This is a genomic window from Morganella psychrotolerans, assembly GCF_965118875.1.
GTDB classification, from domain to species: domain Bacteria; phylum Pseudomonadota; class Gammaproteobacteria; order Enterobacterales; family Enterobacteriaceae; genus Morganella; species Morganella psychrotolerans_C.
In genome coordinates this window covers 193,000-217,809 of record NZ_CBCPJD010000006.1, presented here as the reverse complement: position 1 = coordinate 217,809, position 24,810 = coordinate 193,000, and the positions used below count along the sequence as shown (strand labels likewise).

23 protein-coding genes and 10 tRNA genes are annotated in these 24,810 nt (G+C 46.5%); 7 read left to right on the top strand and 26 right to left on the bottom strand.

All coding sequences use genetic code 11. The features are described 5' to 3' along the window. Positions 1 to 14 precede the first annotated feature (14 nt). From ACMHKJ_RS08310 to tdcB, 10 genes are all read right to left on the bottom strand, one after another. Positions 15 to 1,286 carry a tyrosine-type recombinase/integrase gene (locus ACMHKJ_RS08310; protein WP_413493029.1) on the bottom strand — a complete coding sequence of 424 codons (1,272 nt, stop codon included), beginning with the start codon at positions 1,284 to 1,286 and terminating at the stop codon, positions 15 to 17. Positions 1,287 to 1,450: 164 nt separating this feature from the next. Next, positions 1,451 to 1,537: transfer RNA gene (locus tag ACMHKJ_RS08305), tRNA-Leu, on the bottom strand. Positions 1,538 to 1,542: 5 nt separating this feature from the next. Then, positions 1,543 to 1,616: transfer RNA gene (locus tag ACMHKJ_RS08300), tRNA-Cys, on the bottom strand. Between the two features lie 30 nt (positions 1,617 to 1,646). Continuing rightward, positions 1,647 to 1,722, bottom strand: a tRNA-Gly gene (locus ACMHKJ_RS08295). Between the two features lie 141 nt (positions 1,723 to 1,863). Continuing rightward, positions 1,864 to 2,412 carry a CDP-diacylglycerol--glycerol-3-phosphate 3-phosphatidyltransferase gene (gene pgsA, locus ACMHKJ_RS08290; RefSeq protein WP_067360922.1) on the bottom strand — a complete coding sequence of 183 codons (549 nt, stop codon included), beginning with the start codon at positions 2,410 to 2,412 and terminating at the stop codon, positions 1,864 to 1,866. Positions 2,413 to 2,622: 210 nt separating this feature from the next. Next, positions 2,623 to 4,470: an excinuclease ABC subunit UvrC gene (gene uvrC / locus ACMHKJ_RS08285; protein ID WP_413493027.1), complete on the bottom strand. Its 1,848-nt coding sequence runs from the start codon at positions 4,468 to 4,470 to the stop codon at positions 2,623 to 2,625. Between the two features lie 16 nt (positions 4,471 to 4,486). After that, positions 4,487 to 5,197 carry a response regulator gene (locus tag ACMHKJ_RS08280; protein WP_413482878.1) on the bottom strand — a complete coding sequence of 237 codons (711 nt, stop codon included), beginning with the start codon at positions 5,195 to 5,197 and terminating at the stop codon, positions 4,487 to 4,489. 206 nt (positions 5,198 to 5,403) lie between these two features. Further along, the gene (locus ACMHKJ_RS08275; protein WP_413493025.1) at positions 5,404 to 6,024 is read right to left on the bottom strand and encodes a nitroreductase family protein; all 621 of its coding nucleotides are present in this window, start codon (positions 6,022 to 6,024) and stop codon (positions 5,404 to 5,406) included. A gap of 156 nt (positions 6,025 to 6,180) precedes the next feature. After that, positions 6,181 to 7,509 (bottom strand): threonine/serine transporter TdcC, encoded by a 1,329-nt coding sequence (gene tdcC / locus ACMHKJ_RS08270; protein WP_413493023.1) that lies wholly within the window; start codon positions 7,507 to 7,509, stop codon positions 6,181 to 6,183. 32 nt (positions 7,510 to 7,541) lie between these two features. Continuing rightward, the gene (gene tdcB, locus ACMHKJ_RS08265; protein ID WP_413493021.1) at positions 7,542 to 8,528 is read right to left on the bottom strand and encodes a bifunctional threonine ammonia-lyase/L-serine ammonia-lyase TdcB; all 987 of its coding nucleotides are present in this window, start codon (positions 8,526 to 8,528) and stop codon (positions 7,542 to 7,544) included. 1,332 nt (positions 8,529 to 9,860) lie between these two features. Here tdcB and fabG point away from each other — a divergent pair. Next, complete coding sequence (gene fabG, locus ACMHKJ_RS08260; protein WP_413493019.1) at positions 9,861 to 10,616, top strand: 3-oxoacyl-ACP reductase FabG; 756 nt, start codon at positions 9,861 to 9,863, stop codon at positions 10,614 to 10,616. Here the strand turns inward: fabG and ACMHKJ_RS08255 are convergent. The 7 genes from ACMHKJ_RS08255 to ACMHKJ_RS08225 form a co-directional block, all read right to left on the bottom strand. Continuing rightward, complete coding sequence (locus ACMHKJ_RS08255; protein ID WP_413493017.1) at positions 10,596 to 11,762, bottom strand: ATP-grasp domain-containing protein; 1,167 nt, start codon at positions 11,760 to 11,762, stop codon at positions 10,596 to 10,598. The two genes, fabG and ACMHKJ_RS08255, sit on opposite strands and share 21 nt — an antisense overlap. Beyond that, positions 11,759 to 12,901 carry a hypothetical protein gene (locus tag ACMHKJ_RS08250; protein ID WP_413493015.1) on the bottom strand — a complete coding sequence of 381 codons (1,143 nt, stop codon included), beginning with the start codon at positions 12,899 to 12,901 and terminating at the stop codon, positions 11,759 to 11,761. Before ACMHKJ_RS08250 ends, ACMHKJ_RS08255 begins: the two co-directional genes overlap by 4 nt. Before the next feature lie 15 nt (positions 12,902 to 12,916). Then, positions 12,917 to 14,224 (bottom strand): iron uptake transporter deferrochelatase/peroxidase subunit, encoded by a 1,308-nt coding sequence (gene efeB, locus ACMHKJ_RS08245; RefSeq protein WP_413493013.1) that lies wholly within the window; start codon positions 14,222 to 14,224, stop codon positions 12,917 to 12,919. After that, positions 14,221 to 15,123: an EfeM/EfeO family lipoprotein gene (locus ACMHKJ_RS08240; protein WP_413493011.1), complete on the bottom strand. Its 903-nt coding sequence runs from the start codon at positions 15,121 to 15,123 to the stop codon at positions 14,221 to 14,223. Before ACMHKJ_RS08240 ends, efeB begins: the two co-directional genes overlap by 4 nt. After that, positions 15,113 to 15,952 (bottom strand): FTR1 family iron permease, encoded by an 840-nt coding sequence (locus ACMHKJ_RS08235; protein WP_413493009.1) that lies wholly within the window; start codon positions 15,950 to 15,952, stop codon positions 15,113 to 15,115. The genes ACMHKJ_RS08240 and ACMHKJ_RS08235 overlap by 11 nt, the downstream gene beginning before the upstream one ends. 23 nt (positions 15,953 to 15,975) lie before the next feature. Next, on the bottom strand, positions 15,976 to 16,287 hold the full coding sequence (locus ACMHKJ_RS08230; RefSeq protein ID WP_412779013.1) for a cupredoxin domain-containing protein: 312 nt from the start codon (positions 16,285 to 16,287) through the stop codon (positions 15,976 to 15,978). Between the two features lie 110 nt (positions 16,288 to 16,397). Beyond that, on the bottom strand, positions 16,398 to 16,952 hold the full coding sequence (locus ACMHKJ_RS08225) for an iron transporter (RefSeq protein WP_413493007.1): 555 nt from the start codon (positions 16,950 to 16,952) through the stop codon (positions 16,398 to 16,400). A 281-nt stretch (positions 16,953 to 17,233) separates the two neighbouring features. Here ACMHKJ_RS08225 and ACMHKJ_RS08220 point away from each other — a divergent pair, with 281 nt between their 5' ends. After that, the gene (locus ACMHKJ_RS08220; protein WP_413493006.1) at positions 17,234 to 17,473 is read left to right on the top strand and encodes a hypothetical protein; all 240 of its coding nucleotides are present in this window, start codon (positions 17,234 to 17,236) and stop codon (positions 17,471 to 17,473) included. Positions 17,474 to 17,480: 7 nt separating this feature from the next. Here the strand turns inward: ACMHKJ_RS08220 and ACMHKJ_RS08215 are convergent, their stop codons facing one another. Next, a complete protein-coding gene (locus tag ACMHKJ_RS08215) occupies positions 17,481 to 17,999 on the bottom strand; it encodes a YgjV family protein (RefSeq protein ID WP_413493004.1) in 519 nt (172 codons plus the stop codon). 571 nt (positions 18,000 to 18,570) lie between these two features. On the opposite strand from ACMHKJ_RS08215, the gene ACMHKJ_RS08210 reads away from it, so the two are divergent. Next, positions 18,571 to 19,035 carry an HIT family protein gene (locus ACMHKJ_RS08210; RefSeq protein ID WP_413493003.1) on the top strand — a complete coding sequence of 155 codons (465 nt, stop codon included), beginning with the start codon at positions 18,571 to 18,573 and terminating at the stop codon, positions 19,033 to 19,035. Between the two features lie 60 nt (positions 19,036 to 19,095). Here the strand turns inward: ACMHKJ_RS08210 and ACMHKJ_RS08205 are convergent, their stop codons facing one another. The 6 genes from ACMHKJ_RS08205 to ACMHKJ_RS08180 all read right to left on the bottom strand — a co-directional run bounded on the left by ACMHKJ_RS08205 (position 19,096) and on the right by ACMHKJ_RS08180 (position 20,996). Further along, on the bottom strand, positions 19,096 to 20,202 hold the full coding sequence (locus ACMHKJ_RS08205) for a hypothetical protein (RefSeq protein ID WP_413493001.1): 1,107 nt from the start codon (positions 20,200 to 20,202) through the stop codon (positions 19,096 to 19,098). Between the two features lie 236 nt (positions 20,203 to 20,438). Continuing rightward, positions 20,439 to 20,514: transfer RNA gene (locus tag ACMHKJ_RS08200), tRNA-Lys, on the bottom strand. 36 nt (positions 20,515 to 20,550) lie between these two features. After that, positions 20,551 to 20,626, bottom strand: a tRNA-Lys gene (locus ACMHKJ_RS08195). A gap of 31 nt (positions 20,627 to 20,657) precedes the next feature. Continuing rightward, positions 20,658 to 20,733, bottom strand: a tRNA-Val gene (locus tag ACMHKJ_RS08190). Between the two features lie 46 nt (positions 20,734 to 20,779). Continuing rightward, a tRNA-Val gene (locus ACMHKJ_RS08185) sits at positions 20,780 to 20,855 on the bottom strand. 65 nt (positions 20,856 to 20,920) lie between these two features. Beyond that, positions 20,921 to 20,996: transfer RNA gene (locus ACMHKJ_RS08180), tRNA-Val, on the bottom strand. A gap of 342 nt (positions 20,997 to 21,338) precedes the next feature. Between ACMHKJ_RS08180 and gltX the strand changes: the two genes are divergently transcribed. From gltX to ACMHKJ_RS08165, 3 genes are all read left to right on the top strand, one after another. Then, positions 21,339 to 22,754 (top strand): glutamate--tRNA ligase, encoded by a 1,416-nt coding sequence (gene gltX / locus ACMHKJ_RS08175; RefSeq protein WP_413492999.1) that lies wholly within the window; start codon positions 21,339 to 21,341, stop codon positions 22,752 to 22,754. Between the two features lie 195 nt (positions 22,755 to 22,949). Then, positions 22,950 to 23,025 (top strand) — tRNA-Ala (locus ACMHKJ_RS08170). A 39-nt stretch (positions 23,026 to 23,064) separates the two neighbouring features. Beyond that, a tRNA-Ala gene (locus ACMHKJ_RS08165) sits at positions 23,065 to 23,140 on the top strand. Positions 23,141 to 23,236: 96 nt separating this feature from the next. On the opposite strand, the gene ACMHKJ_RS08160 is transcribed toward ACMHKJ_RS08165, so the two are convergent. After that, entirely contained in the window at positions 23,237 to 23,989 is a 753-nt protein-coding gene (locus ACMHKJ_RS08160; protein WP_413492998.1) for an SDR family NAD(P)-dependent oxidoreductase, read from the bottom strand. A 123-nt stretch (positions 23,990 to 24,112) separates the two neighbouring features. Here ACMHKJ_RS08160 and ACMHKJ_RS08155 point away from each other — a divergent pair, with 123 nt between their 5' ends. Continuing rightward, positions 24,113 to 24,535: a MarR family winged helix-turn-helix transcriptional regulator gene (locus tag ACMHKJ_RS08155; RefSeq protein ID WP_413492996.1), complete on the top strand. Its 423-nt coding sequence runs from the start codon at positions 24,113 to 24,115 to the stop codon at positions 24,533 to 24,535. On the opposite strand, the gene ACMHKJ_RS08150 is transcribed toward ACMHKJ_RS08155, so the two are convergent. Further along, positions 24,529 to 24,750 (bottom strand): DUF3820 family protein, encoded by a 222-nt coding sequence (locus ACMHKJ_RS08150; RefSeq protein WP_067360868.1) that lies wholly within the window; start codon positions 24,748 to 24,750, stop codon positions 24,529 to 24,531. The two genes, ACMHKJ_RS08155 and ACMHKJ_RS08150, sit on opposite strands and share 7 nt — an antisense overlap. Positions 24,751 to 24,810 lie beyond the last annotated feature (60 nt).

The window sequence follows — 24,810 nt, the reverse complement described above, 5'->3', positions numbered from 1 at the left end:
CGCTGGTAGTAATTTTAATTAATTTTTGTTTTACGGCGTTTCTGTTTGGCAAAATCATACGGTGTTACTGATTTTTCTCTGTTTGCATCCAAAAAATCAGCCCACCATTGGATCATTAGACGGCGCTCTTCTAAGTGCTTGGAAGTATGGATATATGCTGCCCTGACATTTTTCCGTTCTATGTGGCTTAACTGACGCTCTATCGCATCATCATTCCATAAACCGGATTCCCCCAATGCTCCCCGGGCCATTGTTCTGAATCCATGCCCGCAGACTTCAGTTTTAGTATTATATCCCATTACCCGCAAAGCGTTATTAACCGTACTCTCGCTCATTACTTTTTTAGGGTCATGATCGTTAGGAAACATCACATCACAACTGCCACTTAATTCCTGTAATTTTTTAAATAATGAAACAGCCTGATCACTCAGGGGAACAATATGGTCTGTTTTCATTTTCATGCCTCGACCAGAGAACTTCACGCCGTCGATAGGTGCCCTTGTTCCTGGTATTTTCCAGACAGCATTCTTCAAATCGACCTCATCCCAACGCGCAAACCTCAACTCACTGGAGCGAACAAAAGTAAGCAATGTCAGTTCCAGAGCAATTCGTGTAATCAATCGCCCACGATAACGAGAGATACGAGTTAAAAACTCATTTAATCGCTCAGGCGGTAATGCTGGGTGATGGGTAGATTTTACGGTTGATAGCGCGCCGGACATATCATTTGCCGGACTATATTCAATAAGGTCGTTTTGCACAGCAAACCGCATAATGGCAGTAATTCTCTGCTGTAACCGCCTGGCAATATCATGCTTTCCCTCTGCATCAACTGCTTTCACCGGAACTAATAATTGGCTGGTTTTCAGTGAACAGATATCAACAGCACCGATTGCAGGGAAAATATATTGTTCTAAACTACGGATAACTCGTTCAGTATGATCCTCACTCCAACGTTTATTACTGGAATGCCAATTACGGGCCACCTGCTCAAACGAGAATACCGTCTTTGCCTGACTGTCTTTTCGTTCGGCTTTAGGGTCTACTCCCTGCGCTATCAATTTCTTTGCATCGTCGCGCTTTACCCTGGCTTCAGCCAAAGATACCAATGGATAGACACCAAAAGCCAACCGGTCCTCTTTTTTATCTGTTGGGCGCCGGTATTTCATCCGCCAGTATTTTGAGCCTTTGGCGGTAACCTCCAGATACAAACCACCACCATCTGACAGCTTGTAGTTTTTTTCTTTGGGTTTAGCGGTATCAATCTGACGGACGGTGAGTTTCATATAAGGGGCACAATACTTGATAGAATCGGTGTGCCCCAGATTATGCCCCTTGAAGGGTGTAGATTGCAATAGACTTTAGGAGACGTAAAAAGAAAAGACCCGATAAAATCATCAGGTCTTTCTGAGGGTTAGTGTACCTGAGTAGACCTCAGGAAACTATAATATGGTGCCCAGAGCGGGACTTGAACCCGCACAGCCTTACAGCCGAGGGATTTTAAATCCCTTGTGTCTACCGATTTCACCATCTGGGCTAATTTGGAGGCGCGTCCCGGAGTCGAACCGAGGTACGCGGATTTGCAATCCGCTGCATGGCCACTCTGCCAACGCGCCATATTTTCAATTTAATCACTAAGGTTAAATTGGAGCGGGAAACGAGATTCGAACTCGCGACCCCGACCTTGGCAAGGTCGTGCTCTACCAACTGAGCTATTCCCGCCTATCTGAACTAACTGATTTACTTGTTTGTTTTCACAAACTACAGCGCCGTTCGATGCGTTGCATTCTACTGATTTAAGCCCGTGAGTCAACCGCTTAATTCGCGAAAAATGATCGTTAGCTGTTTTTTACACCACATCGATCACGCTTCGCTCAGATCTGCCCATGCGGCGCGCAGATATTGAAACATGGACCAGAAAGTCAGGATCATTGCAATGTAGAAAAGGACGAAAGAGGCCATTTCTATCACGTCATTTGGCCGCCAGATTAGCCCTAATAATGCTGCCATCTGTGCGGTTGTTTTCACCTTACCCATCCAGGAAACGGCAACACTGTTTCGTTTTCCCAGTTCCGCCATCCATTCACGCAGTGAAGAAATAATAATTTCACGGGCAATCATAGTAATGGCAGGTAACGTAATCCACCAGACAGCGTAATACTCCGTCACCAGCACCAGAGCCGTCGCCACCATGACTTTATCTGCGACAGGATCAAGGAAAGCACCAAAACGGGTTGTTTGTTTTAAACGGCGGGCAAGAAAACCATCAAACCAGTCTGTCATTGCGGCAAAAACAAAAATACCCGCACTCATGACAGGCGCCCAACTGAACGGCAGATAAAAGGCGAGCACAAAGAACGGTATCAGTATGACACGAAACAGAGTCAGCCATGTGGGGATATTTAATCGCATAACGGAGCCATTATTTTATAAGTCAGATGAAATAAGCCGTTTGCGCATCTGCCGGTAAATTTTGCTTTGCCGCCCCGGTAACTCAGGGGCGTTGCGTGATTTTCAGGTTCTGCGCAATCCTACCGGATAGAAGTATACTACCACAGTTAAAGATAACTCACCGCTGTTATTGAAAAAATTCTCTTTATGCTCCCACAGATAAATCTGATTTTACTGCTTGAGCGCATGGTGAATTTTTTCCGCTAATGCGTACGAAATTGTCGGCACTTTTGCTATCTCGTCAATACTGGCATTACGCAGAGGTTGTAATCCTCCCATGTATTTAAGCAGCATCTGCCGGCGTTTAGGTCCGATACCTTCAATCGATTCCAGCGCACTGGTATTTTTGACTTTAGCCCGCTGCCGGCGGTGCCCGGTGATAGCATGATTGTGGGATTCATCACGGATATGCTGGATAACATGCAGCGCCGGTGAGTCCGGCGGCAACGACATGCCCTCTCCGCCGGCGATAAAAAACAGCGTTTCCAGCCCGGCCTTGCGGTCACTTCCCTTCGCAACCCCGATAAGTTTTGGTTTTTGCTTATCCCAGTCAACATCCAGGCTCTCAAAGACTTCAATCGCTTTGCCTAACTGCCCTTTCCCGCCATCGATAAAAATAATATCCGGGATTTTTTCACCGTCAATATGTTTACCGTATCGGCGGGCAAGAACCTGATCCATTGCCGCATAGTCATCCCCGGGCGTAATGCCGGTGATATTATAGCGCCGGTATTCTGATTTGACCGGTCCGTTACTGTCAAATACCACGCAGGATGCCACAGTCTGATCCCCCATCGTATGGCTGATATCAAAACATTCCATACGATTGATTTTTTCCAGCCCCACCACCTCCGATAATGCGCTCATCCGTGTTACTATCGTGGATTGCTGCGCCCGTTTTGTCATCAGGGCTGTCACTGCATTTGTATGGGCAAGTTTCAGGTAACGGGCCCGGTCGCCACGCGGTTTAGGCTGGATGAGGATCCGCCGTCCGGCAAACTGAGACAATGTTTCTTCAATAATATTTTTTTCCGGCAGCGGGAAGTCCAGCAGAATATCATCCGGCAGTGAGCGGTTTTCACTGCCCTGTAAATAAAATTGCCCGATAAAGGTCTGTACAACTTCATCCGGCTCTGTACCGGCAGGTACTTTCGGGAAATAACTCCGGCTCCCCTGCACGCGTCCGTTACGGATAAAAAGAACATGAATGCACGCAAGTCCTGAGTCAAAATACACACCCACGACATCAAGATCGTCTCCGGTGCCGGTGACAAATTGTTTTTCTGTCACCGCACGCACCGCCTGAATCTGATCCCGCAAGCGGGCGGCATCTTCAAAATTCAGAGACTGACTCGCCTGTTCCATTTTTCCCACAAGCTCAGTCAGTACCTGCTGGTCTTTTCCTTCAAGAAATAATTTGACCAGATTAACTTCACGACTGTAATCCTCATCACTTACCAGCCCTTTGACACACGGACCCAGACAGCGGCCAATCTGATATTGCAGACAAGGACGGGAACGGTTGCGGTAAACACTGTCTTCACACTGGCGGATCGGAAAAAGTTTTTGCATCAGTGCCAGGGTTTCACGCACCGCATACGCATTCGGGAAAGGCCCGAAATACTCCCCTTTGGCATGTTTTGCACCGCGGTGGATAGCCAGCCGCGGATGTTTGTCATTACTGCTCAGAAAGATATACGGATAGGATTTATCATCCCGCAGCAACACGTTGTAACGCGGCTGATATTTTTTGATGTAGGTATGTTCCAGCAGTAACGCTTCCGTCTCCGTGTGCGTTACAGTGACATCAATCTGTGCAATGTGTTTAACCAGTTGTTCCGTTTTTTTGCCGGAAACCTGAGTCCGGAAATAGCTGGAAAGCCGTTTTTTCAGATCTTTGGCTTTTCCGACATAAATCACTGTTTCATCAATATCATACATCCGGTAAACACCGGGCTGACTGGTCACAGTTTTTAAAAATGCTTTCGCATCAAATTCAGTAACAACCGGTTTTTCCATGCGGGGTACAGGCTCTCTACTCTCTGCTTACAGCGGGAATGTGTTCGTTGTGCCCGCCGCTATCAGCAGATACGGGGGGCACAACACTATCAATATGGATCAATCCGTAACGGAGTGCCAGATGGGTTAGTTTAATATCCCCATCAATATTTAGTTTACTAAATATTCTATATCTATAACTGTTCACCGTCTTGCTGCTTAGACACATTTTATCGGCAATTTGTGTGACTTTTATGCCCTGCGAAATCATCACCATGACCTGACGCTCCTGATGGCTGAGCTTATCCAGCGGATTGCTGTCGTGAGCATGCAACCGGGTATCCAAAATAGTTTGCTGTGCAATGTCAGAGTCAACATAACGCTGACCACGGCTGATGATCCGGATAGCATGCAGTAAATCCATCCGATCACTGCTTTGATAGAGATAGCCGGCAGCACCACTACTCATCACTTTATACGGTGAAATCAAGGCATGTTCATCGGTCAGGATAATAACTTTAGTTTCAGAAGCATAGCGACTGATTTTACGCGCCGCATCCAGTCCGCTCATGGACGGAAATCCGATATCAAGCAGTACAATGTCCGCATGATGATCACGACACCAGCGCACAGCACCGGTACTGTCTTTTACTTCCCCGACAATTTTCATCCCTGTTGTCGCCGAAATAATGGCACCAACACCGGCACGGTAAAACTCATTGATATTTGCCACCAATACTGAAATCACACAGAACTCCTTTCTGAATTTTCAATAAATTTACCGGAAATTATACAAGTCCGGGTTAAACCGTTATTTAATAAAAACGAAATAAACCCGATAACAACATGAATAACAAGCAAATATTATAGAAAAAAAGATAGATTTCAGTGATGCTACACTGGGGTGTGGCTAATTCATTGATGCTGGTAATATCATGACCAAAAAAAACGACTCTATGGCATGTCCGGATGAAAACGATCAATCGTGACCAATTGCTCAAACGGTAGTTTACCAATACGCGGATAAGCATCACCTGCCGATTTACCAATTGCAATCATCAGACATATTTCATAGTTTTCCGGCAAATCAATAACTTCAGCAACAGCATTGAAGTCGAAACCATCCATCGGACAGCTGTCATAACCTTGAGCTTTCGCCAGAAGCATCAGTGTCTGTGCAAAAATACCAGCGCTGCGCATAATTTCATCACGCTGAGTTTCCGGCTTATTGCGATAGTAACTATCAACCGCATTTACCATAAAGTCACGTACCAGTGGATCAGCCTCGTGCCAGATTTCCCGGGTACGGGAGCTCCAGGCTGCCATATCACCGCACAACACGATAAGCATGGACGCATCCGTCATCTGCGGTTGATCCCAACCTACTTTACGAATATTCCGGCGCTGTGCGGGGTCTTCCACCAGCAACGGACGCCAGTGCTGTAAGTTAAACGCACTCGGTGCAGTTTCCATTGCCAGGCTCAGCAACGCTTTTTTTTCATTCAACGGGATAACAAAGTCAGGATCAAACTTTTTGGTTGCACGACGTTGCCGCACAGCATCAATAACATTCATATATGTTCCTATTTTAAATATTCAGCATCTGGATGACTTATCCACACCATACCATTCATTCACGCCTGCCGACTAACGAATATAAAAAAAGCCCGCACTCATCAGAGCGCGGGCTTGTCTGTACTTTTACTTGTATTTCAATGAATAATCAGAGAACTACAGTACCAGTTTAAATACGATGTTACCGATTGTCAGCAGACCGATGATCGTAACAAAGATATTAGAAATCTGACCTTTATATTTTTTCAGAGCCGGTACACGGGCAACTGAATACATTGGCAGTAAGCACAGCAGTGATGCAATGATTGGTGCGCCCATTGCTTCAATCAGGTCAAGGATGTTCGGGTTCAGGTACGCGATGAACCAGGTTGAACCCATGATGAAGACCATGGAGATCAGGTTCAGTTTACCAATGCTGACTTTGCTTTTGTCGCCTTTGTAAGCAAATTTCAGTAACAGACCGTTCATCCCTTCCAGGGTACCCAGATAGTGACCGAAGAAAGATTTGAAGATAGCAACTAACGCAATGATTGGTGCAGCCCAGACCAGAATTGTAGCCAGGGTACCGTTCTCGCCGCCGACGTTATTGAAGTGATACGCCAGGTAAGTCAGAACAGGAACGTTCATGTCTTTTGCTTCAGCCATGTTCGCCGGAGACAGCGCGAACAGGCAGCTGAATGCGAAGAACATAACCACACCCACCATCAGCAGACCGGCACGGGAGATGATTTTGTTAACTTTTTGCTCTGTGAAATCTTTACCACACGCCGCTTCGTACTCTTCACGTTTTGATACAACAAAAGAAGAAACGATTGGTGAGAAGTTAAAGGAAAACACCATGATGGAAATACCCAGCCATACAGTTACCAGGATACCGCTGTGACCGAACAGTTCGAAGCTGTCTGCACTGACGTTATCAAATACTGCAGTATTCCAGTATGGGATCAGTGCCAGAGATAACAGCACCAGACTGGCAATGAACGGGAATACCAGGTAGCTCATCACGCGGACCATCAGATCTTTACCGAAGTAAATAATGATAGCCATCGCTAACAGCAGAACCAGAGAAACCACACCACGGTTCAGCACTGGTAAACCAAGCTGCTGTTCCCAGAATGCCATAAAGGTATTCGTGATGGTTACGCCGTAGATCCACAGCAGCGGACAAATTGCAAAGAAGTACAGGAACGTGATGATAACACCACCGCCTTTACCAAAATGCTCTTCAACTGTTTCTGTGATATCGCCTGACGGGTTGCTGCCGGACAAACATAAACGGGCTAATGCACGGTGGCATAAAAATGCGATTGGGTATGCCAGGACCAGCATGATCAGAATAGGGATCAGACCACCGTAACCTGCACGAATAGGGAAGAATAGTACCCCTGCACCAATAGCAGTTCCGAACAGACCTAGTGTCCAGGTCGTATCCGTCTTACGCCAGCTCTTATACTCAGCCGGAATCTGGGTTTTGTCAGTACTCATGTTGCTTTTCCTTTTAAAAGACAATGCAAATATTATTTTTCGTGGGTACCAATAATTTCAGAGATACGAGTCAGGTCAATGTTCCCGCCGGAAATGAGGCTGACTGTCTTCTTATGCTCAATATATTTTTTGAGTTTTCCGCTCAGAATCGCAGCAGACGCCAATGCACCGGCACCTTCTGTCACGACTTTATTACGCTGGATTAACGCAACCATACTTTCACGGATTTCTTCTTCTGTTACCAGAATGATGTCTGTTACCAGCTCTTTCACGATTTCATACGTGATACTGCCCGGAGTAGACACATCACAACCATCGGCAACTGTACCGTTGACGCGATGAGTGGTGATACTACCAGCACGGTATGATGCTTCCATACCATGAACATTTTCAGATTGGACACCGATCACATTAATAGTTGGATTGATGGATTTCAGTGCAATAGCGATACCTGCAATCAGACCACCGCCGCCAATCGGAACGATGACGTTATCAACGTCATAGAGGTCTTCCAGAATTTCCAGACCGATAGTCCCTGCCCCTGCAATGACTTTTGCGTCATCATAAGGCGGGATAAAGATACGGCCTTCTGCCTCGATGATTTCTCTTGCTTTGCCGATAGTATCGTTGAAGTTATTACCGTACAGAATGACTTCAGCAGAATAGTCTGATGTTGCGGCAATTTTAGATTTAGGTGCACCGGTAGGCATAACAACTTTGCCGTTGATTCCTAACAGGGCACAGGATAATGAAACGCCCTGCGCGTGGTTACCTGCTGAACAGGCAACAATGCCCTGTGCTCTTTCTTCTGGTGTCAGCGAACTTAATTTGTTAAATGCACCACGGAGTTTGAACGACCCTGTACGCTGCATGTTCTCAAATTTTAAGTGGATTGTGCCGTTGCACTTCTCACTTAAATAGTTTGATTTAGGCATCCCGGTTTTATAAACGTGCCCTCTGATGGTTTTCTGAGCATCGATGATATCTTTAATGGTTACTGGAAGATCATATGTAATCATGACAAACCTCGTCCTATCTTTTTATATATATATTAGAATTGAGACTAACTATACCGATAAATTTAAAAACAACTGTATTTCAAATCATATTTTTAAAATATTCCCGAAAAACTTTCTCAACGTGTGATCCAATCCAAACTTCTTCCTGTTTTCTGTCTTTTTTAATGTTTTATATTTCATTTCAAGTTAAATGAAAATGACTTAATGTTATATTTTTGTTAATTACAGGTCGATAAATTAACCATTCGTTATGTTTTTTGATTCATTGCTTTTTTATTGCACCTGATACTGCAAAAATGAAATACAAATGCGACTATATTGATACTGACAATGGGTGTAAACAGTAAAAAAAAGGCGTATTCCCGGCAAAAATTAATCTTACCAAGTACCCATCTCACAGCTAATTATCCTGATATTCTTAACAATACTGAAAATTCAATGTGACATACATCACCAAAAAACACATAACATACTGAATTAATTATAATTGTATATTTTTTAAACTAACTCATCAGTATTTATCGCAGAGCGTAACATGTTCACCGGAGTGGTATGTATTATTCCCGGCATTTCCTGCCTCAGGAATTCGGACAAAAAAACAGCAAATCATTCATTTACATGTTAATAATTCGCATTTATAGACAAAATGTTATTTTTTCACGACATAATTCGTAACGTTTTTCTGCCTTTTAGCCGCCAAAAGTGTTCACTTTAGGAAACAGCTAAATTGCTGTTTTTCTGACCTGAAATGCCTGTTTTTTAAACCGGAAATTAATAGATTATATATTTAAGTTATTATTGTTCTATTTACCCTGGCTATTTAAATGAAAATCAAACGTTATACGAAAATAAATTGACTGATATCTTAATTAATAATTTAAAAAAAATAGTTTATATATATTTTTTATTTTTAAAATAATTAATTTTATTTCTTTATGTTATAAATACCCTATCCTGCAATACGGACATAGTGATTGATAGTTACGTAACTCAACTATGACCAATATGTAAGGTTGATAATTCTTAAATAACGCAATTTTTAAGCGATTATCACTGCGACATAAATACCTTTTCCCTTTCTGCCTGCCACATCAGATCATCGGAGAACCGGATAAAATAGTATTTTACTAAAATCGATTCAGTCATAAGAATGGCTTTCTGCCATTCACACACTATTATGTTTTTTTATTGCGTAATAATCCGGTATCCGCTTTCTTATGTGATAGTCGTCATACTTTATCAATAGCCCCGGCGTTGTCATTGCATTCAGGGCTGGTCATGCTGTAATGATTTACGACTCAAGTGTTAACCTCGGTAAACAGGAGAATGTAAATGTTCGACTTAACAGGTAAGATTGCTGTCGTTTCAGGCGGTGCCAAAGGTATCGGACGCGGTATTGTGACCGCACTGAAAAAAGGCGGCGCCACCGTCATTATCGCCGATATTGATGAAGAAACCGGCAAAAAAACCGCCACAGAACTCGGTACTGACTTTATTGCACTGGATGTTACCTTACAAACTCAGTGTCAGTCGGTCATCCGTACCATCAGTGAAAAGTATGGCCGCCTGGATATTCTCTGCTCTAATACGGGTATATTTCCGCAATGCACAATCAAATCCATGACTGAGCAGGACTGGGACACCATGCAAAAGGTCAATGTCAAAGGGATGTTTTTCCTGGTTCAGGCTGCGCTGAATGTCATGGAAGCACAGAAATACGGGCGGATTGTTATCACATCATCGATTACCGGCCCGGTGACCGGATTTCCGGGATGGAGTCATTACGGGGCAAGTAAAGCTGCACAACTCGGGTTTATGCGCAGTGCGGCACTGGAGTATGCACGCCTTGGTATCACCATTAATGCCGTGCAACCGGGAAATATTCTGACAGAAGGACTTAAAGCGCAGGGAGAAACCTACCTGGAGCAAATGCGGGCATCTATTCCGACCCACACGCTGGGCGAGCCGGAAGATATCGGCTATGCCGCCGCCTTCCTTGCCTCAGATGAAGCCAAATACATTACCGGACAAACCATTATTATCGATGGCGGGCAGATCCTGCCGGAGTCACCGGATGCTCTGCTCTGATTGATCTGTATCTGAGGATCGCACGGGATCCTCTTTTCCCCGCCCGTCATGCCGCTCATCAAATACAATATCCCGCGTCAGCGAATCCGGCACATTCTCCCGCTGCAATACGGCACGAACAACCAACCAGACCGCCAGAAAAGGCAATACCAGAAAGGGTTTCTTATCATCCGTCTGCCAAATCATGTCCCGGCAATGGCGGACAAAACGCAATGTTTTCCGCCAGCGGCGCGGCTGAGTAAGTAACATATAAACCCAGCCGGCTTTCATTGCTGTCCGCCGCTCTCCGCGCAGGCATTCAGGTGTACCGGGTGTGCTTAATGCAGTGACGAGCTGCCCGTCCGTCAGCATTGCAGCACCATGTGTCATCCTCGGATTACATTCAATAAACCAATAGGTTTGCCCGTCGAACAAAAAATCCAGACAAATTGTGCCGCTCAGTGAATGATGACGGATAAAACGCGCTGTCAGGTCATAAACCTGCCGTGATTTATAGGGCAGAAACACCAGGCTCGCTCCGCCGGATACCCCGAAATTAGTTTTATATGCGGCATACGCTTTCATTCCGCCCTCTGTGGCCTGTGCACAGACACAAATCTGTACACCCCGGATACGCTGCTGGCGCACATAGCAATCCGGCGGACGGTTCGGGCTATGTGTTTCACTATCAATCAACTGATTACCAAAGCGGGAGTAGATCGGTTTTAAGATCCAGCGGGAAAAATCAATGTGTTCCCCCTGCCAGCGCCGGGTTTCCGGCACTGCTAATCCTGCATCTGCCGCCATCTGAATATTGTCGGTTTTATGATGCAATGCTGTCAGTTGCGGATGCGCCACAACATCAAAACGTATCCCCGCAGCATGTATTTCATCCTGAAAACGACTGTAATGCAGAATATCTTCATTTACCGGGATAAACAGGGCGGCCGGGTACTGTGCCATGACGGCCAGAGCCTCCTCCCGGAAGCGGTCAAAATCCGTAACGGGTGCGGTTATTTTATGATAGCGGGAGACCGCACGGGAAACGCGACACAGTGTCAGCGTAAGGTGCTCAATAATGATAACCTGCCAGCCAAGCCGGTAAAAAGCACGGGCAAGAACCAGACAAACCGGAGATCGCCCGCCGGCGAGTATGACGCGTTTCAAAATATCCGTTCCCGTCCGTAACGCTCAGCGACCACATTGAGTAACTTGCGCCACAGTGCAAACCCGGCGCGGCTCAGCCGGGGTGCCTTATGTGAATAGCAGTAACTGTATTCAGGATAACATTGTGCGCCGCGCCCCATTTTGAATTTTCCCACCCCGGAGCTGAGATTGACCCAATGCTGTTCATCTGCACACAAATAAGAAGAAAGCCCCGCCAGACGATACAGCCCGTCAGATTGTGGATAATTATCATCATATCCGATACCGGCAGCCGTAGTGACATTGCCGATTGTCATCAATGTGCTGAATGCCACCAGTTTTTCACCATCAAACACACCCGTTACCCGCCAGCCTCCGTGAGAAACCATCTGTTGAAAAAATTCAGCTGTAAATTGCGGATTAAAATCAGAATATTTTTTCAGATAGAGACTCTGATATAAACGTTCAATGGCTCCCGCCCATTGTTCACTCTCTGATGTGATATCCCGTACGGTAAAAGAGGTTTTACGCAGCAACGCCAGATCCCGCATGACACTGCGGTTTTTCTTCAGACTGACAAAACGGCTGCGGGTAAGAAAAACCTGCCGGGAAATAATGGGCTGATAACCCAGTTGCGCCAGTCCGCTCATCAGCGATTGATCCAGCGGAGCGGTCAATGAGCGGAAAACCAGGCGGTGAGCGGCAAAACGGGTGGTAATAAACTGATGTAACCGGGTCAGTTGATCATCACGCCAGGGAAGATGAATGTTGGTCGAGAGAAAAAAATTGCCGACATAAAGGATGTTATCCAGTTTCTGCCGGACAAAAAATCGTTTTATCCCGCTGAGCAGCGGCAACAGACAACGTCCGGAAAAACCCGGCATCATCATCCGGATCTCCGCCATCAGATAATCAAAATAGTGGGTAATAAAAGACGCGGTGTAAGTGCGCCCCGCCTCTCCGTCAACCTGTGCCAGCAGTGTGAGCTGATCATCGACTTGTAGTGCATATAGTGAGGTATTGCGGGGCAGATTCGGGATCAGTGCAGGTAACTCAGAAGAGAGCATAATACGGATCATCTGATAATACGGATGATCCGTTAATGTACAGCGGGCAAAGTTGGTGCTGTCAAAAAGATGAATAGTTCCGTTATTGCCCATGCTGTCCCTGTCAGTTTAGTCTGCCGGTGGTACCGCCTGTGTCCGTGCCGCGTTCATCAGGCTTTCGCCGATATAATTTTGTGCTGATGAGATTCCGGGTAAGACCAGATAATAGCCGCCACCAAACGGTTTGATATAACGCTCAAGCGGTTCGCCGTTCAGGCGTTTTTGCGTGCTGATAAACCCTTTTTTTAAATCATTCTGGAATGAAATAAAAATCAGCCCCATATCAAGTTGCCCTGACGGTGTCAGCCCCAGGGAGTAACTATAACTACGACGGCGCAATTTTGAAACATGTCTTTCTGTAGTCCGGGGTTCAGCACGTCGCATGTGAGAGTCAAAAAGTACCCGGTCACCGTGGGGATCCCGCTGAAACTCAGGGTCGTCATGCTCACGGGCTTTACCCATCGGCGCTCCCGTTGCTTTGTGACGTCCGAAATCATTTTCCTGATCTTCCAGCGGGGTTCTGTCCCAGAACTCCAGTTCAAAACGGATCAGGCGTACTGCCTGATAACTGCCGTTTTCAATCCAGGACGGTTCCGGTTTGGTTATCCAGACCAGATCGTTCATCAGTGCCGCATCACCGGCATCCCCGTTTCCGGTTCCGTCTTTAAAACCAAATAAATTAACCGGAGTTGTCCGGCACTCAATATCGCGCGCAGGCAGGAAACCGTCAATTTTCCACAGTGGCGCCACACTGCCGGAAAGACGGCGCAGCACTTCACGCAATGCATAAATGACCGTCTCGCGACTGTTGGCACAAAACTGCAATAAAATATCGCCGCCGCACCAGTCCGGGTCAAGACGGTCATTCGGAAATGCCGTCATTTCAACAAAGTTCTGTGGTTTAACATGAGAAAAACCGAAGCGGTCATCGAACAGTGAATGGCCTAGTGAAACCGTTACGGTAAGTTCATCTGCAGTGATATACGTACCGAGTATCCCTGATTCTGCCGGCGGCATCCGATCACCGGTTGTTTTTCCGGCTTTCCGGTTACGGGTGAGATCCGCAATGCAGGCGGTCAGCCGTTTGAATACACTATCAACTTCATCCCGGGTTTTTACCATCAGATTCAGTGAGAGAAAAATAGCTTCTTTTTGTTCCGGCGTTATCACACCCGCCTGATGTTTTCCCAGATACGGAATTTCACGCAACCGTGATGTGTTATCACATACGGTATTGTCAGATTTTGCAACAGCAGGAAGGGCAAGCGCCCCGCCGGATAACAGTACGCTTCCCGCGCCCAGCCATTTCAGTGTGCTGCGTTTACTCAGGCTGACTGTTTCATCACCGCCTGCAGGGTATTCTTTTCCGCGTTTCATGGCTCTTTCCGGTATTTGTAATACACATCAATATTCAGTTCAGCGCGCAGTTGTGCAAGCGATTCCGCCAGGATTGTCAGCCCTGCATAAAGCTGTTGTTTATCCGCCACTGTCAGTTTTTCATAAGGCACATAACGCCCCTGCGTATCCCGATAGTGCGCCAGTACCGCATCCGGTTCTGCAAACTGTTGTTTCAGTAGTGTATTTGTTTTTTCTGATAAAAATGGCGACAATGCCGTAGTGATGCGCCGGGCACCTTCAATATTAGCGGCGATATCAGACACATCAGAGCGGCTGTAGCGGTTTTCATCACCGCCGAGTTTAGTGCTTAAAATCAGCTCGATACTGTCATCGGCTGACTGCACCAGCTTTGCCACCGGCAGTGTTTCAACACCAACCCGCTGTTTTAAATCCTGAATATTACGCAGTAAATCCTGAGTGGCAGCCAGCGCTGCAGCCTGATCATTCTCAGCAAACAGTGCATATTCTATGCGATGAAAACCGGTGAATTTAGGGTCACGCTCCCGATCAGTAAAATAACCCGCATGAGGGTTTATCACGCGGTCGGCGTGACCAAATACCACGACTGCCGCGCGGATAACTTCATATTCATAGTGCGCCTGAATATAAGCCTGCTTTGCCGCCGCCATATCCCCTTTATTCAGTGCCTGCTGTAACAGGGCAAGTTGCTGCTCTGTTGCCGCAACCTGCCCGCTCATCATCTTCATGTAGTCCGCAATCATGGGCAGATATTTTTCCGGCGTCGGGATATCGCCTCTGGCAATGACCACGCCACTGCCGGTGTCCGGGTTTCCGGCGCGGTATTTCTCAGCCACCACCGTCCGGCTGAGAAACAGCGCTGAAAGCGCAAGACTTATCAGGAGATAATTACGCCGCATGCTGTTTCTCCCGGCGGCGGAACAGCACAAGAATAATGAGCCAGTACACCACAAACGTAATAACACTCAGCCCGATAGGTTGTGAGCGATAACCAAACAATGTCGCCAGGAAATTACCCGCTGCGCCGGAATCATCAAGCCAGTTACCGGTATCCCACAACGGATAGATAAGAAAATCATTCAGTTCAATATCATGCTCAGTCAGCACATTGACTATCTCTTCGGTACCTTTAAGCAGCAGTGAACAGGCAAGGAACAGAAGGACAATCCCGGTAATACGGAAAAACCATTTCCATGCCATTTTGCGGTAAGTAAACAGAAAGACCCACAATGTCAGTGCCGCAACCGCAATCCCACCCAGAACCTCACCGGTGAATGACCACATTGTTTCTTTAGTCAGACTCATTACAATGCCGGAGAGAAAAACCACAATCTCACTACCTTCACGGGCAATGGCAATGGCAACAATAAATAATGCACCCCACCAGGAGTGCTGCCGTGCGCTATCATCCATTTCCTGCTCAATACCGGATTTCAGAGAGGCGCTGTGCTTTTGCATCCAGTACACCATCTGCACGATCAGCACACAGGCAAAGAGTGACATCCCGATCATAAACCAGGTCTGTCCGCTGTCATCGAGTACATTAAATACGCCGTAAATCAGCAGAGCCAAAAAGAGTGACAACGCAACACCCAGGGCGACACCACCCCAGAGATAGCGGCGTCCGGCTGCAGCATCCGGATGTTGTTTGATCCACGCATAGATAATGCCGACCACGAGCAGCGCTTCAAAACTTTCACGCCATACTACAAAAAGAACCTGTCCCATAATCAATTCCTGTGACCTGACACTTACTCCGCGATGATTTCACCGGCCGGATGCGAAAGGTGAAAATCATCAAAAAAAGTATATTTTCCGGGTTTCAGCGGAGCAATGACCACCACAGAAGATGCGCCGGGCGCCAGCACTTTTTCTTTGCGTAACTGGGTACTCTCAAATTCAACCGGCTCTGTACCGGTATTACGGATTTTAATGCGGACAGGCGTTTTCGCCGGAACATTCAGTACCGGCGGTGTCAGTACGCCGTTATTCATTTCCAGTTCGACAGTGAATTTCTCCGCCGCCGCACTGACGGGAAGAGATGCCAGAGAGAGCACCGTCATGCACAGTGCAATTATAAGGGATTTCATGAGTGACCTCAGCGGGATATTGACGTCCGGTGTCAGAACAGCAGGCACATTTATGCAGCCTGCTGTTTTCCTGAGAAATAAACTTAGTAGCTGCCTTTACGCCCTGTTCCGGCGTAATCGAAGTCCCAGGAGACATCAAACGGCTCAAACCACGGGGCAACACCGGTTTCTTTATCAATATGGCGGCCGAATGCAACATTGTCATTCATGCTCGGCGGTGAAATCCGGTATTCCACACGGTATTTTCCGTAGCCGTCCAGTTTCAGGTTGTCACCATAGTGCGGACCGTCACTGGCAACCATTGCCATAAATGTCCCGGATTGTGTTTTCTTCGGGTCATCCAGCTTGGTTACTTTATAGTCTACTTTCAGATAAGGGATCCAATCCCCTTCAGCGAAACCGTTCGGATTTTCTTCCACGGCGTGAATGTCCGCTTCCAGATGAACGTCTGATTTATCAGCGTCAAGATGATGCATTTCATGCTTACCTTCCACCGCCATGGTGATAGGTTGCAGATAAACACCCTGAATTTCCATTCCGTTTTTGATTACAGGCTGTCCCAGCGGATATTCCAGCGCCATAGCGGACGTTGAAACCACTCCCAGTAATGCTGCTGCCACACTCATCCCGATACGCATGCTGATTCCTCATCGTCATTAGACAAAATACACATTATACAAATAGTGCTGACAATAATAATCATTATCATTTCACTTGCACAAGCAAAAGTTATCGTTTCCGGTCATATTTTTCAATAAAACGGTAATGTATTTTCCTGCTTCAGCCATGAAATAAACCCGGCCCTGTGAATTATCCGGCGCAATAATGCTGTCAACCGACCCTGCGCCGTGTAAAAACTGGACGAAAGGCAACCATTTACGACATAATAATGCTTCTGAAATAAAACCGGCGGGAGTCTATGTTAGAAACTATCGGATTTGTGTTACTGGTCAGTACCTGTGGCAATGATGCCTGTGAGGCACTGCCGGTCACTGAAGATCTTTACACACAAAAAGAGTGTGATATACGCCTGGCATATATCGCCAAACGGCGTCCTAACCTCTATTTTATGTGTAATGAGGTGATGCGCGAAACCGGTTCTGATTCCGCAGATGACTCACGCTCAGATACTCCTGAGAATATTCCCCCCTCCCGCTGACCTGTTCTCAGTTGAACGGGTTTATGCCCTGTTTTATCAGTTTGCGAAAGCGATAAATTGCCCACCCGTTTATCAGTAAAAAAGTGGATTCAATCAATGTGCCACCGATCGTTCCCAGCCAGGCATTATAGACAACCCAACAGGCTGTCGAGCACCAAAGCACATAACGCATGCGGATCCCTGTCAGCAGAAAAAAAGCGAATGTACTCATCAACGTGCCCGCGACCGGCAACACTTCCTGCCAGGCACGGATATTCGGAACAGCCAGAACCAGCGTCAGTGTGACAAACAGATACAGCACCCAACGCTGGCGGTGAGTGATAGAAACATAAGTCCGGATGCTGTTCAGTGTGACACTGATCCCTGCCGGATAAGCGCCGAGCAGAAAAAAGTGAGCGGCCATAATGGCGGTGTAAATAGACAGGCGAATTTTGAGTTTCCGCTCGTTGCGCTGGATAAAAACCGTTATCCCGATAAAAAACGCAACAATCCCGAACCCCTGCCCCACATAATACAGATAATCCATCAGTGCCCTGCCGTGATAATTTTGCTGAATGATTTGATTTATTTTATTGTCAGCATAAACAGGATCGTTGCCGGTTGCGAGCGCATTCCGGTTTATATATCAAAAAAGAGGCCTCAGCCCCTTTTCTTATCGCACTCTGTTTTTATGCAACAGGTACAGTGTGCGTTAACAACACATATAGCCCGGATAGCAGGTCTCAATCCGATGGTAAATCCGGGTGTTTTTTGTCATCCTTAATCACACATATTTTATGTGCAGAACGCAGTGACGGCGGGGGCTTCCCTCATTGTTATGAACGTTCACCTATTACACCAACCTATTGAAAATAATAATGTTTATCATAAGCCACTGATTTACGGCTGTCATCGTGGTATTCCCCGCCCCTATCCTGTATGTTGGATGAGAGCACCTCAGCGAACCTGCAGTCTGAATGAATAAGGGTATATACCCAACGTCATTCAAACTGCAGGCAGGCGGCAAGGGAAGACAGGCGGGGAACATAGATAAACTATGTGACCTGACTGGCTGAATGCAGCCAACGAACCTGCAGTTTTAATGAATAAGGGTATAAATGGCCTGTATATTTTGTGAAATAGTCGCGGGTAACGCCCCCTGCCATAAGGTGTGGGAAGATGAAAAACATCTGGCGTTTCTTTCTGTTTTCCCGAATACCAAAGGCTTTACTGTCGTCATTCCGAAAATACATTACCCAGGTTATGCATTTGATTTAGATGATGATGTATTAGCAGATCTGGTACTGGCGACGAAGAAAACCGCACATGTACTGAAGAGTGCCTTCCCGGATGTAGCCCGCTGCGGCATGTTTTTTGAAGGGTATGGCGTGGATCATGTCCACAGTAAACTCAGCCCGATGCACGGCACCGCTGATATGACGGACTGGCGCCCGATCGAACATAAACAGCCCGTATTTTATGAGCAGTATCCGGGATTTCTCTCTTCACATGATTGTGAACGGGCAGATGATACAGAATTAGCCGCTCTCGCAGCAGAGATCCGCTCAGATCGGGTAAAATAAAACAAAGCCGGAGGTTATAATAACCTCCGGCTTCTGTTTCAGACTTTGCTTTAACCGACCTTAATGCACTTCGCAGCCAACCACAGTTGAATACCCCAGTCCGTCAGTATCCATCATCAGCAGGCATTGCGGGCTGAGTGTTTCTTTCGCTTTAATCAGCATCATCGCCAGAACAAAGACAGCTTCTCTGTCTGCACTGACCTGATTATCAGCAATGTAAATATTATTTTTCAGGAAAGTACGGCGCTGTGCTTTATTACAAAACTGATAAATAACATCCTGCGCCAGCTCATTTTCCCGCATCAGCCAGAAAGATTTCTCTTCTTCTTTATCCAGCAGATTCATTTTTTCCAGCATAGAAATGTCATCAGACAATTGTAATTCATTGATCGGCATAAACCGGGAAAGACTGCCGTTGAACGGAAATGTATTTCGCTCAAAATAGTAACAAGACGTCAGTAAAACAGCACTTGCCATTTCATGATAGGCAGGGATCTGTCCCGCCTGCCAGATATTCAGCCCGACCAGCAACCACATTGCATTATTATTATCCTCATCAAACAAATGTCCGATGTCATCCGGCGTCTGAATGAATTTCGTGTCACATTCCCATATTTTAGTGACACTGCGCTCGATTTCACCATTTTGCAATGTGTTCGGTGTGATGACATAGACCGTTTTAACTTTTGTCTGATAACCTTCGTGCTGTTGGTTCAGTGAGTTATGCAACGCCGTCAGTATGTTATCAACCGAATGGTCATAGCCGGCCAGCGCCTGTTTATCCTCATCTTCCGTGTGCTGTTTTTTCTCCTGCGCCGATACCTGCTTTACCCCTTTCGGCATCAGAAGCGCCACGCCGGTGACCATCAGCTTGCGCTGACACCAGTTTACCCATTCATTGCGCCTGAAATTAATCGAGGCATTCCAGCTCTGACAGGCTATCCGCGACTGCTCATGACGATGCATTGCGTAGGTGAATAAACACATCCACAACAAAATATACGGAAGATAAATAAAAATAAGCACTTCCGTCAGCGGAAGCTTAAAAATATAAAAATCGAGTAAAAAAACAATTGCCAGAACAACGATCAATAGTCCCAGCCACAGCGTAATTCTAGCGCCCGGCACATTACGTTTAACCGGAAATTCAGGAACAGGCCACGCCATCGGAATAATGCTCCATGCTGAAAGAAAAACAGGCGTCCGGCATTGGATTTTCCCAAACCGACGTCATTTCTTGTTATAAAAAGAGAGGTCACCAAAAACCGTGACTAACACAAGGAAATAACGGCAGAATGATTAAAAACTTTAATTAAAATAGTGCGGAATTGATCACGAAACAGAATGGTTTTTATCAAAAAAAACCTTTGGGAGTATAAAACAGAAGAGGTATAACATTAAGATGGTGGGGCGTACAAGATTCGAACTTGTGACCAATTGATTAAAAGTCAACTGCTCTACCGACTGAGCTAACGCCCCATCTTAGGGCACAACAACAACATAATAATACAGGAATGGTGGGGCGTACAAGATTCGAACTTGTGACCAATTGATTAAAAGTCAACTGCTCTACCGACTGAGCTAACGCCCCATACCTGGTGATGCGGAAGAATCATGTGAAGTGGTGGGCGATACCGGGTTCGAACCAGTGACCCCCTCCTTGTAAGGGAGATGCTCTACCAACTGAGCTAATCGCCCACTTCAAAATGACTACAACTTACATCAATACAACGCTCATTATGAATGGTGGGCGATACCGGGCTCGAACCAGTGACCCCCTCCTTGTAAGGGAGATGCTCTACCAACTGAGCTAATCGCCCATTCATAACGCTTTACTGCCTTTACTTCTGCTTCACTATCACAACGTTCACTCTTATAACAAGAGTGGTGGGCGATACCGGGTTCGAACCAGTGACCCCCTCCTTGTAAGGGAGATGCTCTACCAACTGAGCTAATCGCCCGTCGTGATGGAGGTGCATTATAGGGATACCTGAGTTTGAGTCAACGATTTTTCGAAAGAAAATGATCGTTCGTTCTAATTTTAGTCACCCTGATCTAATTATCATCGCCCCCGCACAGATAGTAAGCAAAAACCGGGCAATTCGTGACAGCCTTCAGATCTGGCGCTGTAAAAACAGCCTGTTTTATCATGTATTTTTCGTATTCCGCCGCAGAAAAGGACTTTTTCGACCTTCTTTTGCCCTTTTCATTGAGGAATTATGTCTCAGTGTTAAAATATCCCCAGCATACTTACTACTTCATCATCTACTACGTCTGACACAGACGTTATGAAAGGCATTCCAATGAGTAAAGTAAAAACCCGTTTTGCACCCAGCCCGACCGGCTACCTGCATGTGGGCGGTGCCCGTACCGCTCTTTATTCCTGGCTGTACAGCCGCCACAACCACGGTGAGTTCGTCTTACGTATAGAAGATACCGATCTTGAGCGTTCAACTCAGGAAGCGATCGACGCCATTATGGACGGAATGAACTGGTTAAACCTGGACTGGGATGAAGGTCCGTATTATCAGACCAAACGTTTTGATCGCTACAATGAAGTGATCGATACCATGATCGAAAAAGGAACAGCATATCGCTGCTACTGTTCCAGAGAGCGCCTGGAAACTCTGCGTGAAAACCAGATGGCAAATAATGAAAAGCCGCGTTATGACGGTTGCTGCCGTGGTAACAACCATAATCACAGCGCGGATGAACCGCATGTGGTGCGCTTTGCGAACCCGCAGGAAGGTTCGGTTATTTTTGATGACAAAATCCGCGGGCCGATTGAATTCAGCAACCAGGAACTGGATGATTTAATCATTCGCCGTACTGATGGTTCCCCGACCTACAATTTCTGTGTGGTTGTCGATGACCGTGACATGGAAATCACCCATGTCATCCGTGGTGAAGATCATATCAACAACACTCCGCGCCAAATCAATATCCTTAAAGCGCTCGGTGCACCAATTCCTGTTTATGCACACGTATCCATGATCAACGGTGACGACGGCAAAAAATTATCCAAACGTCACGGCGCTGTCGGTGTGATGCAGTATCGTGATGATGGCTATCTGCCGCACGCGCTGCTGAACTATCTGGTACGCCTCGGCTGGTCACACGGTGACCAGGAAATTTTCAGCATCGAAGAGATGACTGAATTATTTACCCTGGATGCCGTCAGCAAATCCGCCAGTGCCTTTAATACTGAAAAATTACAGTGGCTGAACCATCACTATATTAACAGTATGCCTGCTGAAGAAGTGGCGGTGTATCTGCAATGGCATATCGAACAAGCCGGAATTGATACCCGTAATGGTCCGCAACTGGCTGATTTGGTTCGTCTGCTCGGCGAGCGCTGTAAAACACTGAAAGAAATGGCAGAAACCTGCCACTATTTCTATGAAGATTTTGACAGCTTTGATGCCGATGCGGCGAAAAAGCATCTGCGCCCGGTTGCCCGTCAGGCGCTGGAACTGGTGAGAGCCAAACTGGCTGCGCTGACAACCTGGACACCTGAAGAGGTTCATAACGCCATTCAGACAACGGCTGATGAGCTGGAAATCGGGATGGGTAAAGTCGGGATGCCGCTGCGTGTTGCCGTGACCGGTGCCGGTCAGTCCCCGGGTCTTGATGTCACTGTTCATGCTATCGGACAAGCGCGTTCCCTCGCCCGTATTGACATGGCGCTGGCCTTTATTGCTGAGCGCGAAGCACAGTAATTATCTGCCCTGCTATCCGGTCAGCCATATATAACCGCCCTGCTTTTTGCAGGGCGTTTTCATAACGATAATACGGCTTTTATGTTATTTATCCGGATTGACGCCTTTTTCATCGGTTGCACACGATTTTCATATTAAGCCGTTGACAGCTCAGGGAACGTTGCCTATTATGCGCAGCGTCCGGTTAATTTTATCGGGGCTATAGCTCAGCTGGGAGAGCGCTTGCATGGCATGCAAGAGGTCAGGGGTTCGATCCCCCTTAGCTCCACCAAATTATTTTGGCGGACAATAACAGATAAAACCCGATTTCGGGGCTATAGCTCAGCTGGGAGAGCGCTTGCATGGCATGCAAGAGGTCAGGGGTTCGATCCCCCTTAGCTCCACCAAATTCAAACCCCGGTCTCTGACCGGGGTTTTCGTTTTTGCAAATAGTTTATTCCGTAAGTTATTCCGCTCGTTTTCGCTCAGATACTGTTTTCAGACTATTGTGCCGTATATCCGCCATCAACCGGATAAAATCCGCCGGTACAGAAACGACTGTCGTCTGACAATAAGAATGCAACCATTTTGGCGACATCTTCTCTTGTTGCCATACGCTTCATCGGATGACTTTCAGCCATCATCGTCTGAACGTCCAGTGGTAATGCCAGAATATTCGGGGTCGCCACATAGCCCGGTCCGACCGCATTTACCCGCACGCCCTGCTCTGCATATTCCAGGGCCACCGCGCGGGTCAGTCCAAGTACAGCATGCTTGGCTGCCGTATAAGGTGCAATACCGGCAATCCCCGTAATACCATTACAGGCCGATAAATTGACCACTGCACCGCCACCACTTTTAACAATCGCCGGTATCCCGAATTTCATTCCCAGAAATGTCCCGGTTACATCCGTATTTATCACATCCTGCCAGACCTCAAAATCATAGTCTTCAATTTTGACACCATGCGGACCGGTCACACCTGCGTTGTTCACCAAGCCGTGTAATGCGCCGAATTTATCTAACACAGTAGTCACCATACGCTCACAATCGCTCAAATTACGTACATCTGCTGTGATGGACAGCACGCTATCCCCCTTAGGATCCCACTCATTTATCGCCTTTTTGAGGTTATCCGAATTACGTCCGGTAATCGCAATTTTAGCGCCCCTACTGAGTAATTCACGCGCAATTCCTTCACCAACACCGGTACTGGCACCGGTGATCAGGATAATCTTCTGTTTGAAATCATTCATGCAGTCCCCTTTTAATTAACTTTCTTTAATTAATAGCATAATTAATTAACTTTCGTTAATCAACTTTCTTTTCCTATTTTTGCCTTTCAGCTACACTAAAGGCGACAATAAAAGGGAGGAGTTATGTCATTCAGGGAATTGGAAAATACACTGTCATTGTTACAGTGTACATTAGTAGCACAACGTACTATTTACTCACCGGAAAAGATAACATGGGCACAGTATGATGTGATGGAAATGTTGCGCCTTCAGGGCGACCTGACGCCGTCAGATCTGAGTCAGAAATTGGGAATTTCACGCCAGAATGTCTCTAAATCACTGCGGGCACTGAAAAAGCATCTGTTTGTTTCTCAGTATCAGTCTGAAATGGATAAACGCGAGCTGGTTACTCAATTGACACCGGAAGGTGAGGAATTTCTTTCACATGCGGCGATTGGACGAACCCGTAATGCGGAAAAGGTATTTGCAAGCCTTGATGAAGATGAGCAGCGTCAGTTTCGTATATTGAGCCAGAAGGTTATCGATGCACTGACCCGTGATCAGTGAGACGGTCGTTTGAGCGGTTTTATCAGGCCACTTAAACCTTCAATTTTAATGGTGAGGGTAATTTGCATCAGCTGACCTAAACGCCCTTCGGGAAAACTGTCTTTACGCGCAAACCAAAGCAGATACTCTTCGGGCAGGTCGATTAAACAGCAACCTTTGTACTTACCAAAAGGCATAGCGGTGTTCGCGATGGCCACTAAATCTTCTTTATTCATCATCTCACCTGAGGTGGTTTAAACGGTCTTCCGCAGAAGACCGTTTTTTATTCTGCTACA